Here is a 12,293-nt window from a genome sequence, read left to right as displayed (position 1 = left end):
ATTAATTATAAAAATTGAATGAAATATAAGCCAATGTTATTTTTTTAATTACCGTATTATTTTGAGTTTCTAGATTAAGATAAATGCGCCATTTTGTCGCCACTTTCTTCCAGATACAAAAAAGCCACTTATTGCTAAGTGGCATAAATGTCTGATTTATCAGCTTAAATTTGGTGGGTCGTGGGAGGCTCGAACTCCCGACCAATTGATTAAGAGTCAACTGCTCTACCGACTGAGCTAACAACCCGATGCACTGATTATTCTCCTCTCAAATGCGATGGTCAAGTGCTTATTTTGATTTTTTTTTCAAATGGATAAAATATCGCCGATTAAATTAAAGAAAGGATCTTATCTGGTTATCAAAGCATCATTCATTTTACTAAAAGTGATCTTTTCATTACTTATACTGAGATTTGTGTCACAATAATTTCGCAAACATATTACCGCGTTAAAAAATAAAATAGCGGTAAAAACAACATCGAAAATATGAAAACACTTCAGGTATTGTATGGAAGATCAAACAGAAATTTCTCCTCCCGTTAGAGTGAAAAATGCTACTCTACAGCGCGGGCTAACAAATCGTCATATTCAATTAATTGCTATTGGTGGTGCTATCGGTACTGGTCTATTTATGGGATCAGGGAAAACCATTTCGTTAGCTGGACCATCAATTATTTTTGTTTATATGATAATTGGTTTTGTCTTGTTCTTTGTGATGAGAGCGATGGGCGAGCTGTTGTTATCAAATTTAGAATATAAGTCATTTAGTGATTTTGCTGGTGATTTATTAGGGCCGTGGGCTGGCTTTTTTGTTGGCTGGACATATTGGTTTTGCTGGGTCATTACGGGTATTGCCGATATCGTCGCTATAACGTCCTATATTAGTTATTGGGCTCCTAATTTTCCTGAATGGGGAACATCCTTTATTTGTGTGCTGACATTGCTTATTTTAAATTTAGCAACAGTCAAACTCTTCGGAGAAATGGAATTTTGGTTCTCCATGATAAAAATAACCGCAATTGTCTCTTTAATTATTGTTGGTATTGTTCTTATCAGTATTGGGTTTGAATCGCCAGCAGGACACACAGCAGCACTAGAGAATATTTGGAATGATGGGGGAATGTTCCCTAAGGGGTTAAGTGGATTTTTTGCTGGATTCCAAATTGCTATTTTTGCGTTTGTTGGGATTGAATTAGTCGGGACTGCGGCTGCAGAAACTCGTGATCCAGAAAAATCCTTGCCGAAAGCTATCAATGCTATTCCTATCCGTATTATTACTTTTTACGTACTAGCATTAGCAATTATCATGTCGGTAACTCCATGGCGTTCTATTTTGGCGGATAAAAGCCCATTTGTTGAGTTATTCGTTATGATAGGAATACCTGCAGCTGCAAGTTTAGTAAACTTCGTGGTATTAACGGCAGCAGCCTCTTCTGCAAATAGTGGGATATTTTCCACAAGCCGAATGTTATTCGGTTTATCTAAAGAAGGCGAAGCACCAAAACAGTTTAGCCAATTATCTAAACGTGCAGTACCTGCCAATGGACTGTTATTTACTAGCTTATGTTTGTCATGTGGAATTATATTAATCTACTTTATTCCTGATGTTATGCACGTATTTACCTTGGTAACAACAGTCTCTGCGTTATTATTTATGTTTATTTGGAGTATGATTTTATGCTCTTATTTGGCATATCGTAAAAAACGCCCACAATTGCATGAAAAGTCTATCTATAAAATGCCTTTGGGAATTATTATGTCGTGGCTGTGTCTTGCATTTTTTGCATTTATGACGTTGCTACTCGCTTTTGAACATGATACCCGCCAAGCATTAAGTGTGACTCCATTATGGTTTATTGCATTAGCAATTGGCTATCAGTACGTTAAAAAACGTAAACAAAAATGGCAATAGAAAAATAAATTACGCATTCTTTTTTTATTAAATGTATAGCCTTATCAATCGATGATAGGGCTATTTTTTTGATTAAAAATTAGGTGTTATTCAAGTGAGTTAATATATTTTTAGAATATGTTAACTATATCCAGCAATTTTTTTAAAATACACTATCCTACAATTAAAATAAAAGGAGACGGTATGTATAAGAATATTTTGGTTCCCATTGATATTGATGAAGATAACCTGATGAACAAAGCAATTCCGTTAGTGGAAAATATTGCAAAAAATGAAGATCCTTATGTTCACTTTTTGTATGTGTTACCTAAACTTCCACAATCTTCTTATTATCGACTTGTTATGAATGGCGATCAATTAGATCAAGGATGCTTAAAAACGTCAGCGGAAAAAGAGCTTAAAAAAATAATCGAACGTTTTGATTTACCTGATGACAGAATGCAAACTCACATTTGTATTGGTACACCACGAGATGCAATATTGCAGATTGCTGATGAGGTGAATGCGGATTTAATTGTGATTGGTTCGCATAATCCTGAAGATGACTCTTATCATATCGGTTCAACCGCCGCAGATATTACACGTTATGCAAAACGTTCTGTTATGGTAGTAAGATAATAGAGCCGTAAGATAACTCTAATGTGTTTATAAGTGAAAAATAAGAATATTTGCAGAGTTTAGTGATATCGCTGTTATGTTTTGTTCGCACGTAACAGCGATTATGCGATTAAAAAGGTAAAGCAATCGCACAAATCAGCAGCTTTTATATTTGGAACAAATTCTTTTTTTAATTACTATTACGTTATCTTCTGATAATAATTAAAAAATCCCTATGTTAACGATCACCGCATTACTAGAAAACAAATCGATTAATCCTGAACTTAACCATTATCCTGGTTTATCATTGTTGTTAGAAGATGATGAGTGCCAAGCTAAAATTCTCTTTGATACTGGAAAAGACCTTACCTTTATTTCAAATGCAAAAAAAATGGGTATTGATTTAACCACATTGAAAACGATTGTTGTGTCTCATGGGCATTATGATCATTTTGGTGGACTTACACATTTGCCAGTAGATTTTTTCACCCATAAACCACGAATTATCGCCCATCCTCATTTATTTTCTGTTCGTTATTCAGCCCTTTTTTTAGGTAATAAAAATATTAAATTTAAACGTTTAGCACCTTTATTTGATCGAGCAAAACTCGAAGCGCAGTTTTCTTTTGAATTAACACAAGCACCGTTAGTAATCGAAAAAAGTTTTATCTATTCGGGACAAGTGACTCAACGTCAAGTGAATAAACGCTATGGTGTTATTATTCATGAATCAGGTGAAGAAGATGATTATGTTCTTGATGATAGTTTTCTTGTTTGGCAAGGAAAAAAAGGCCTAGTGATTATCACTGGTTGTAGTCATTCTGGTATTGAATCCATCATTGGGCACGCGAAAAAAATAACTGGAAATAACCAAATTCAAGCGATTGTCGGGGGATTGCATTTACGTTGTGCAACACCATTTGCTTTACAGCGTGCTAAAAAAGCCATAGATGAAAATATTGATGTGTATGGATGCCATTGCACAGGGGGATTAGGGCGAAAATATCTTAATGCAAAAGATTTCAATGCAGGACAATCTTTATCTTTTGAGTAGTATTTAATGGAACGAAGTCTCTTAAAAGAGGCGAATTTTTTGTTTTTTTGGTCTGCATTCTAACAAAATAAGCTATTGAAACAAAAAAATTAAAGTGCATTTAGTGCTATTTATAATGAAGAGAATAGTAGAATAGTTATTGGCAATAAATGATCTAACTTTATTGCCAAAAGAAAAGTGTATTGGTGATTTTACTTGCGAATAACCATTACTGAACGCGACGTATTGTTTACAATATAATCCGCTGTCGAACCCAGTAAAATATTACGTTTATTGCGTGAACTTGAACCAATAATAATGGTATCTGCATCAATTTCATCTGTTAACTCTAGAATATTATAATTAGGCGTACCAATAACGGCATGGCATTGGTATTGCTCTTTGGGTAAGTTAAATTGTTGTTTTACGCATTGCTCTAATTTTTCAGTCAATAAAACTAAAGCTTGTTGCTTTTTCTCAATGACCGACGAGCTGTCACAATTAAGCCCATAAGCTTCTAAAGAGCGCAAATTAGGCATAACTGTAATGAAATGGAAATAATTTTCTGGTTTCCTAGCTAGGAAGTGAATATCTTCGATCATGCGCTGAATTCTGCTATCTTCTAATAAATCAATTGCAACGAGGTATTTGTTAGCCATAGTGTGCCTTTTCAATAAATTAGCCCTTAAATTAAGTATAAGTAAATCGGCTTACAAGTTGAAATTTAAAAGTAAATATTGCGATTATTGCATCATTATTCTTGGTTTTTTGGCTCTAAAAGATAAAAAAATGGTGTGGTGAATGCGTAAATCCATTAAAATTTAGTAAAATTGTCTAATAGATCTTTTATTATTTTTACACATCACGGAATGATCCCACTAGGTTATAGTTTATATGAGAAAATCAAGCGAAGACTTACTGAAATGTATTGCCACTATATTACAGTGGGTGCTTAATATTGGGTTACTTATTTTAGCGATTGTATTGGTCAGTTTTCTTATCAAAGAAACATATGTAATTGCTTCATTATTATTTAATTTAGGTGCAGAAGAGTCGTCTTATCAATTATTAGAAGGCATTTTGATCTACTTTCTTTATTTTGAGTTTATTGCACTTATTGTTAAGTATTTTTTATCTGGTGGGCATTTCCCTCTGAGATATTTTATTTATATTGGAATAACAGCAATAGTGCGTTTAATTATTGTTGAGCATAAAGACTCCGTTGATACGCTAATTCAATCAGGTGCAATATTGTTGTTAGTTATTGCGTTATTTATCGCTAACACTGAAAAACTAAAACGAACTTAATTCGCCTATAAGTTGTGCTTAGTAAGCTACTTAGCATAGAAAGCATGACTTAAGATTAAAAATAAAGAGTAAGGTTTTCCGCAAGATTGGGAGAGGTATGTTATTATCTCTCCCAATTCTATTCTGGGTTATACAAAAATATTACTATGTCTTATCAATGTCCATTATGTTATCAGGCGCTTTCTCTTCAAGCTCACAGTTGGGTCTGTGAAAATAATCATCAATTTGATTGTGCTAAAGAAGGGTATGTCAATTTGTTGCCAGTGCAATTTAAACGCTCAAAAGAGCCTGGTGATAGTGCTGAAATGATTAATGCACGCCGTGAGTTTTTAGATGCAGGTTTTTACCAGCCAATGCGAGATAAAGTGGCTGAGTTAATACAAACATTATTGCCTGAAGATAACAGTGTTGTATTGGATATTGGTTGTGGTGAAGGTTATTACACCAATCAATTTTATCAAAATCTAAAATTACATAATCCACAAGTTTATGGCTTAGATGTTTCTAAGGTTGCAATTAAATATGCAGCTAAACGCTATTCATCCATTCATTTTTGTGTAGCTTCAAGTCAACGTTTACCTTTTTGTGATGCTTCTTTAAATGCGGTTGTGCGTATTTACGCCCCTTGTAACAGTGATGAATTAGCAAGAGTCATTGTGCACAATGGTTATATTATTACTGTTACACCAGCTCCTCGTCACCTTTATCAGTTAAAAGCACTGATTTATTCAGAAGTACATCTTCACCCATTAAAAGAAGAACATTTTGATGGGTTTAATAAAGTGTCTGAACATCAAGTTGCTTATATGATGAATTTAAACGGTAAGCAGGCTTTTGATTTATTACAAATGACGCCGTTTGCATGGCGTGCAAGCGAAGAAGTAAAACAAACATTAGCGGAAAGTAAAAACTTTGAATGTGAAACAGACTTTTTAATTCGAGTCTATCAACGTCATGCTTAATAATGTGAAATAATAATATTTTATTAAGTTAATAAAAAAGCTTAGGTCGTGATATTTCAAACCTAAGCTTTTTAATATGCTTTATTAGTGATTATTTGGCGTACATAAATAATTCTAAGTGTTCGAATACAATATTAAAGCCGATAGCAATTAATACGATCCCGCCAATAATTTCTGCTTTTTTTCCAAGTACTGGGCCAATGTAGCGCCCAATTAGCATACCCAGCGTAGCCATGATCATGGTCATCATACCAATCGTCATTGCGGTATGAACAATATTGACTTGAAGAAACGCTAAACCGACACCAATTGCCATTGCATCAAGGCTTGTAGCAATACCTGTGGCGATTAAAGATAGTGAGCCGTGGCGTTGTGGGGCTTCTTCTTCACAAGGACAATCATCGCCACGTTTTAAGCTTTGGTAAATCATCCGGCTACCAAGAACAAACAGTAATCCAAAGGCAACCCAGTGATCCCATTGAATAATATATTGGCTAGTATATAAGCCTATCGCCCAACCAATAACGGGTGTGCTGGCTTCAATAATACCGAATATAAATCCAGTGCGGAGTGCTTCGCGAAAACGAGGTTTGTGTAATGTGGCTCCTTTACAGACAGCAACAGCAAATGCGTCCATAGAAAGGGCAAGGGCGAGAATGATAGTAGCGTAGAAACTCATAATAAAGCCTCGGTTGGGGTATTTCCATATACACACAATTGACCCCCAACCAAAGAAGTACAATTATGTGTCTATGGTCTTGCCAACCGTATTACGGCATCTGCACCACGCTAGATGAAAATAAGCGAGTATGTTGATACAGATTTCTTAAAATAATTATTCTTATTTTAAGACAGGCTACTCCCCAATGACTTGGTGCAGAAGATAACATATTATTTTCGAAAGGCAACATATTATTTATTATATTTCAAAGATGATATTGATAATAATTATCATTATTAAATCAGGTTGTTTTAAATATATTTTAAACGATCTTCAAATGTTAAAAAAATGATAAAATTCAATATGATGAATTATTAACCATATAATAAATGATGGGTTTTAATTATTTTTATAATAAGAAATTAATATTTTATAGAAATGAGTACACCTAAAAATTATAAGCTCTATTTCCTACAAAATTAAATAAATATTAAATGAGCCTATATTTAATAAGTATATTTAGTGCTGGAATTTAATATATAAAAATAAAAAGTTTTAAATTATAAAAAGATAGATTGCTTAATTTCAAATGTATATTTAATAATTATTTTCTTTAGTTATCTAAGGGTTAAGCGATGATTAAAAATAAAGTAGCTGAAATAAAAAAGCCATTCAAAATGAATGGCTTTTCGTCTAAATAGTGACCCGTCCTGAATAAGGTTGACACTTTTCCAATCTGAAATTGGAGAGTGTAATGAAACCAATCACTAAACGAACTCAACGCGATTATTCTCTCGCTTTTAAATTACAGCTTGTTGACCAAGTTGAAAAAGGCGAAATAACCTATAAACAAGCCCAAGATCGCTATGGTATACAAGGATGCTCTACTGTTTTAGTTTGGCTTCGTAAGCATGGTAGGTTAGATTGGTCAAACGGTACCCCTGATACTTTTTATAGAGGTTCAGCTATGACCCAATCTTCTGAACAACAAACGCCGGAACAACGCATTAAGATCCTTGAAAAGGAACTTGAAGAGGCTCGGCTTAAATCCGATTTCTTCGAAGCAGTGGTTAAAGTCATGGATAGAGACTTTGGAGTTCGTTTGTCAAAAAAGCGCAAAGCCGAGTTATTAAAGAAAAAACGGTTAAAAACCTCACCGTAACAATTGCTTGCCGTTTTATGCAGATCAGCCGACAGGCTTATTACAAGAGACTGGATAGAACTGAGGAACGAAAGAAAGCCGATTCGGCCATCATTGATGCTGTTAAATCTGAACGAGTCTTACAACCTCGACTGGGTGGGCGTAAATTACATTTTATTTTAAAGCAAAAACAGATGGTTATTGGTCGTGATCGGCTATTTTCTTTATTGAAGGAACATCAGTTACTGGTGCCTAATAAACGGGCTTATCATCGAACAACCTTAAGCCATCATCGTTTTTATCGGCATCCAAATTTAATTAAGTCAGGGTTTATCCCCACACAACCAGAACAGCTTTGGGTAGCAGATATTACCTATTTATCGACGCATGAAGGTGATACTTATTTAAGTTTAATTACGGATGCGTATTCACGAAAAATCGTGGGATATCATTTAGATAACAATATGAAAACAAGTTCAGTGAAGAAATCGTTGGTTCAGGCGTTAAAAAAACGGACTTCGACAACTTCGTTAATCCATCATTCAGATCGAGGGATACAGTATTGTTCTTCGGAATATCAGGAGATACATAAAGAGCATAATATTCAATGTTCTATGACTGATGGGTATGATTGTTATCAAAATGCCTTAGCAGAACGAATTAATGGAATATTAAAAATGGAGTATCTACTGATAAAACCGAGTAATCTGGAACAAGCAAGAAAATTAGTAGAAGAATCAATCCAACTCTATAATGAAAAACGGCCACACTTATCGTTAAACTATAAAACGCCCGATGAAGTACATCGAGCGTTTTATGCCTGAAAAGTTGTCAACCTATATCAGGACTAGTCATAGTGTTAATTAGTCACACTGTACTTTGATTGCAAGACCACCGCGTGATGTTTCGCGGTATTTAGCATTCATGTCTTTACCCGTTTCATACATGGTTTCAATGACTTTATCGAGAGAAACACGAGGTTCACTGGTACGACGAATTGCCATACGCGCGGCATTGACTGCTTTAACAGAAGCAATGGCATTACGTTCAATACAAGGAACTTGGACTTGGCCTGCAACTGGGTCACAAGTTAAACCAAGGTTGTGTTCCATACCGATTTCAGCAGCGATACAGACTTGTTCTGGACTTCCGCCTAATAATTCAGCAAGACCCGCAGCTGCCATTGAACAAGCTACGCCAACTTCGCCTTGGCAACCTACTTCTGCACCAGAAATAGAAGCATTCATTTTGTAAAGAATACCAATTGCGCCAGATGCTAAGAAATAGCGTAAGTAGATTTCTTGTGTAACAGGTTCGATGCAACGATCGTAGTAAGCCAATACAGCAGGAACGATACCACATGCGCCATTTGTTGGTGCTGTTACAACGCGTCCACCTGCTGCGTTTTCTTCATTAACCGCTAGTGCAAACATATTGATCAGATCAACGACTTTCATTGGATCGTTTGACAGGCTGTTGCTTGATGTCAATAAGCGATTTAATGCAGCAGCACGACGAGGTACACGTAATGGCCCTGGTAATACGCCTTCTGTATTTAAACCGTGTTCAATACACTCTTGCATTGTTTTATAAACATCAGCGAAATAAGCATTAATTTCTGCTTGAGTATGCAGATCCAGCTCATTTTTCATCATTAAGCTGGAAATGGATAAACCCGTTTCTTTACAGTGTTTTAATAGCTCTTCTGCGCTAGCATAAGGGTATGAAACAGGCTTGCTGTTTAATGTTGATTTACCGAAGTTTTCTTCATCAACGATAAAACCACCACCAATAGAGTAGTACGTTTTTCTATAGACTTCTTTGTCGCCAGCAAAAGCATGGATTGTCATACCATTTTCATGTAATGACAGGTTGTCATTGCTAAAATGCATACTTTCTGCTGGGAAATCGACCACTTTTAAGCCGTTTGCTAATGATAGCTTGCCAGTTTCTTCAACTTCACGAATAAAACCGGGAATGCTGTCAATATCGACAGTAGCTGGTGCATTACCTGCTAACCCCATAATAATTGCGATATCAGTATGGTGACCTTTGCCTGTCAAAGACAAGGAGCCGTAAACATCAACAGCTACGCGAGTGACAGACGCAATCAATTCCTGGCTGACTAAATCATCGACAAATTCTTTACCCGCTTTCATTGGCCCTACGGTGTGAGAGCTAGATGGTCCGATGCCCACTTTAAACATGTCGAAAACGCTAATCACGTCAGACTCCTTAATAATAAGAGAGAGGGTTAAAAAGAATGAAATATAGTTATTTATAGTAAAGGGATCGTTTTTACGATTATATCGTCCCGTTAATAATGTAGTTTACAACATTTTTTTAAAATAGCTAAGTAGAGTTGTGGAGGCGATGATAAAAAGCACAAGCTGGATATAAAATAGCGTGTTAAGTAATATGTAAAGCGAGTCTATGTAAAATAGCGGCGGTTAATCCCCAGACGAGATGTCCATTATAGGGATAAAAGTAGATACGATGATTTTCACCAGCACGATGAAAATCTAGTGGTTGATAATGTTGGGCATTAAGTACATGGCTTAGTGGCATTTCAAAGATAGAGGCGACTTCAGCAGGGTTATGGCGTAAAGGTAAACCCGCAGGAATAACACCCACAATAGGGGTAACTAAATATCCGCTAGAACTTTGCAAAGGGGCTAATTGACCAATAACGGATACGGCATGGGGTGGAATAGCCACTTCTTCATGCGCCTCCCTTAGTGCTGTTGCAATAAGGTTGTTATCTTCAGGATCGCGTTTACCGCCGGGTAAAGCGACTTGCCCTGCATGAGAGCGTAACGTTGATGCACGCTCAGTTAATAATAATGTTGGGTTAGGTTTATTGATAATCGGCAGCAGGACAGCTGCCGATTTTTGGGCATGAAGAGGCTGATTTACCTTGTCATCAGGTAATGTGAGTTGAAAACGATTGATAAAAGTATCAATGGGTGTCATCGATAGTAGACTCACTTAAAACAGTTAATATTTGCCCAAGTTTATCGAATGTTTCTTGGTACTCTTTTTCAGCAACGCTATCAGCAACAATACCACCACCTGCCCAACAGTAAATTTTATTTTTTTCAGTTAATAAAGTGCGAATGCTGATATTGGTGTCCATTGTGCCACAAAAACTGATATAACCAATTGCACCACAATATCCATGGCGACGATGAGGCTCTAATTCTTCAATGATCTCCATAGCTCTGATCTTCGGCGCTCCGGTAATTGAACCACCAGGGAAAGCCGCTCTTAATAGATCCGTTGCTTTTAAATGCTCAGGAAGCGCTGCGGTGATAGTACTGACTAAATGGTGTACTGCTGGGAAACGCTCGACAACAAACAATTCAGGAACCTTAACAGAACCTGTTACTGCAACTTTGCCAATATCATTACGCATCAAATCTACAATCATTAAGTTTTCAGCGCGATCTTTACGTGAATTTGCTAATAATTGAGCTTGTTCATCATCTTCTTTTGGCGATGCTTTACGAGGTAGTGTGCCTTTTATAGGACGTGTTTCAATTTTATTATCAACTAAATGAATAAAACGTTCAGGTGAAACACTAATCACAAAGTTATTTGGCAAACACATAAAAGAAGAAAAAGGTGCTTTATTAGCTTGATTCAATGTTAAGAATGCGTTCCACTCACTGCCTGTATAGCTTGCACAAAAACGTTGAGCTAAATTAACTTGATAGCAGTCACCCGAAAGTAAGTATTGATGAATTTTAGCAATTTTCTCGTTATATTCATCACTACTGATGTTTGATTGCCAATCTGTTGTTAAGGTGAATCGTGAATCAAGAGCTGTGGAAGTTTGGCTTTCTAACCACTGTAAGCGCTCATCAATATTGTGATAGCTAATTAAAGTGGCTTTTTTTAAATCGTGATCAACAATAAGTGCCCAATCATAAATACCAATTGCCATATCTGCGAAACTAAGTTCATTTTTCGCTATTTCAGGTAAATTTTCAAAACGACGACCTAAGTCATAACTCCAGATACCTAAAGCGCCACCCAAAAAAGGCAATGACTCACTTTGTTCTGGGTGAAAATCGAATTGTTCCAACGCAGATTGAATGAGAGTGAAGGGATCTTTTTTAGAACGTTTGACTGTGCCGTTTTTTTCTTTAATCGTTGTCGTTTGTTTGCGAGTTTCTAAAGTCACAGCAGGATCGGAGACAACAATATCAAAACGATTATGAGGATGTTCGGCAAAGCCAGAATGAAGTAAACTAGACCAAGGCAATGACGCAATAGGAGAAAATACCCGCAATGCTAGATCAGGGGTATAAGTTAGTTCGCGTTGTTGTAATTGCATATCCATCTTATGACCATGTAAACAAAGTGTGTTGTATTATTTGCACAATAAATTGTAATCAAAAAGATTACATTCATGTAAATACAAAATAGACGTTAATAAAGATAAGAGTAACATTATGTTTCTAGGAATGCCTACATTAACACATGAAGAGCAACAAAAAGCGGTAGAAAAAATCCAATCTCTTATGGCTGAGGGAATGAGCAGTGGAGAGGCTATCCAATTAGTAGCTCAAGAGTTAAGAGAGAAACACGCGACCCGTGAATCTGTTTCTATTGTATTTGATGATGAAAATGAATAAAACAATTTTTTAACAAATGTCACAATTGTGTTATTAACC

12 protein-coding genes, 1 tRNA gene and 1 riboswitch are annotated in these 12,293 nt (G+C 35.9%); of the genes, 7 read left to right on the top strand and 6 right to left on the bottom strand.

Annotated features, from left to right (window positions below):
* Positions 1-171 precede the first annotated feature (171 nt).
* Positions 172-247 (bottom strand) — tRNA-Lys (locus tag F1325_RS11290).
* 261 nt (positions 248-508) lie between these two features.
* Here F1325_RS11290 and cycA point away from each other — a divergent pair.
* The 3 genes from cycA to F1325_RS11275 all read left to right on the top strand — a co-directional run bounded on the left by cycA (position 509) and on the right by F1325_RS11275 (position 3,563).
* On the top strand, positions 509-1,912 hold the full coding sequence (cycA, locus tag F1325_RS11285; RefSeq protein WP_109374200.1) for a D-serine/D-alanine/glycine transporter: 1,404 nt from the start codon (positions 509-511) through the stop codon (positions 1,910-1,912).
* A gap of 183 nt (positions 1,913-2,095) precedes the next feature.
* Positions 2,096-2,530, top strand: coding sequence for a universal stress protein (locus F1325_RS11280; RefSeq protein ID WP_100160390.1), 435 nt, complete (start codon positions 2,096-2,098; stop codon positions 2,528-2,530).
* Between the two features lie 214 nt (positions 2,531-2,744).
* Positions 2,745-3,563, top strand: a complete 819-nt coding sequence (locus F1325_RS11275) for an MBL fold metallo-hydrolase (RefSeq protein WP_109374201.1) — start codon at positions 2,745-2,747, stop codon at positions 3,561-3,563.
* 191 nt (positions 3,564-3,754) lie between these two features.
* Here the strand turns inward: F1325_RS11275 and F1325_RS11270 are convergent, their stop codons facing one another.
* Positions 3,755-4,201 carry a universal stress protein gene (locus F1325_RS11270; protein WP_160230452.1) on the bottom strand — a complete coding sequence of 149 codons (447 nt, stop codon included), beginning with the start codon at positions 4,199-4,201 and terminating at the stop codon, positions 3,755-3,757.
* Positions 4,202-4,436: 235 nt separating this feature from the next.
* Here F1325_RS11270 and psiE point away from each other — a divergent pair, with 235 nt between their 5' ends.
* Together psiE and rlmA are read left to right on the top strand one after the other, a co-directional pair.
* Complete coding sequence (gene psiE / locus F1325_RS11265) at positions 4,437-4,850, top strand: phosphate-starvation-inducible protein PsiE (RefSeq protein ID WP_023581865.1); 414 nt, start codon at positions 4,437-4,439, stop codon at positions 4,848-4,850.
* A 146-nt stretch (positions 4,851-4,996) separates the two neighbouring features.
* Positions 4,997-5,812, top strand: a complete 816-nt coding sequence (rlmA, locus tag F1325_RS11260) for a 23S rRNA (guanine(745)-N(1))-methyltransferase (protein WP_109374203.1) — start codon at positions 4,997-4,999, stop codon at positions 5,810-5,812.
* A 91-nt stretch (positions 5,813-5,903) separates the two neighbouring features.
* On the opposite strand, the gene mntP is transcribed toward rlmA, so the two are convergent.
* The gene (gene mntP, locus F1325_RS11255) at positions 5,904-6,491 is read right to left on the bottom strand and encodes a manganese efflux pump MntP (protein ID WP_109374204.1); all 588 of its coding nucleotides are present in this window, start codon (positions 6,489-6,491) and stop codon (positions 5,904-5,906) included.
* Between the two features lie 59 nt (positions 6,492-6,550).
* A riboswitch (yybP-ykoY riboswitch) is annotated at positions 6,551-6,689 on the bottom strand.
* Positions 6,690-7,227: 538 nt separating this feature from the next.
* Between mntP and F1325_RS11250 the strand changes: the two genes are divergently transcribed.
* Positions 7,228-8,438, top strand: a protein-coding gene (locus F1325_RS11250; protein ID WP_160229872.1) for an IS3 family transposase whose coding sequence is annotated in 2 segments (ribosomal slippage) — positions 7,228-7,570 and positions 7,570-8,438 — 1,212 coding nt in all. Because the reading frame shifts where the segments join, the coding sequence is not laid out codon by codon here.
* Between the two features lie 39 nt (positions 8,439-8,477).
* Here F1325_RS11250 and F1325_RS11245 read toward each other — a convergent pair.
* From F1325_RS11245 to pabB, 3 genes are all read right to left on the bottom strand, one after another.
* A complete protein-coding gene (locus tag F1325_RS11245; protein WP_160230451.1) occupies positions 8,478-9,839 on the bottom strand; it encodes an L-serine ammonia-lyase in 1,362 nt (453 codons plus the stop codon).
* 184 nt (positions 9,840-10,023) lie between these two features.
* Positions 10,024-10,587, bottom strand: a complete 564-nt coding sequence (locus F1325_RS11240; protein WP_160230450.1) for a CoA pyrophosphatase — start codon at positions 10,585-10,587, stop codon at positions 10,024-10,026.
* The gene (gene pabB / locus F1325_RS11235; RefSeq protein ID WP_160230449.1) at positions 10,574-11,959 is read right to left on the bottom strand and encodes an aminodeoxychorismate synthase component 1; all 1,386 of its coding nucleotides are present in this window, start codon (positions 11,957-11,959) and stop codon (positions 10,574-10,576) included. Before pabB ends, F1325_RS11240 begins: the two co-directional genes overlap by 14 nt.
* 112 nt (positions 11,960-12,071) lie before the next feature.
* Between pabB and F1325_RS11230 the strand changes: the two genes are divergently transcribed.
* On the top strand, positions 12,072-12,254 hold the full coding sequence (locus F1325_RS11230; protein WP_109374208.1) for a YoaH family protein: 183 nt from the start codon (positions 12,072-12,074) through the stop codon (positions 12,252-12,254).
* Positions 12,255-12,293 lie beyond the last annotated feature (39 nt).

This window comes from Proteus columbae (assembly GCF_009914335.1).
In the GTDB taxonomy this organism is placed as follows: Bacteria; Pseudomonadota; Gammaproteobacteria; order Enterobacterales; family Enterobacteriaceae; genus Proteus.
Note: the sequence above shows the minus strand (reverse complement) of the source record. Positions and strands in the feature narration are given on the sequence as shown.

Coding starts and splice junctions, on each gene's coding strand:
- F1325_RS11270 (WP_160230452.1), bottom strand. CDS start 4,201: ATGGCTAACAAATACCTCGTTGCAATTGATTTATTAGAAGATAGCAGA.
- cycA (WP_109374200.1), top strand. CDS start 509: ATGGAAGATCAAACAGAAATTTCTCCTCCCGTTAGAGTGAAAAATGCT.
- F1325_RS11230 (WP_109374208.1), top strand. CDS start 12,072: ATGTTTCTAGGAATGCCTACATTAACACATGAAGAGCAACAAAAAGCG.
- psiE (WP_023581865.1), top strand. CDS start 4,437: ATGAGAAAATCAAGCGAAGACTTACTGAAATGTATTGCCACTATATTA.
- F1325_RS11280 (WP_100160390.1), top strand. CDS start 2,096: ATGTATAAGAATATTTTGGTTCCCATTGATATTGATGAAGATAACCTG.
- pabB (WP_160230449.1), bottom strand. CDS start 11,959: ATGGATATGCAATTACAACAACGCGAACTAACTTATACCCCTGATCTA.
- F1325_RS11275 (WP_109374201.1), top strand. CDS start 2,745: ATGTTAACGATCACCGCATTACTAGAAAACAAATCGATTAATCCTGAA.
- mntP (WP_109374204.1), bottom strand. CDS start 6,491: ATGAGTTTCTACGCTACTATCATTCTCGCCCTTGCCCTTTCTATGGAC.
- F1325_RS11240 (WP_160230450.1), bottom strand. CDS start 10,587: ATGACACCCATTGATACTTTTATCAATCGTTTTCAACTCACATTACCT.
- rlmA (WP_109374203.1), top strand. CDS start 4,997: ATGTCTTATCAATGTCCATTATGTTATCAGGCGCTTTCTCTTCAAGCT.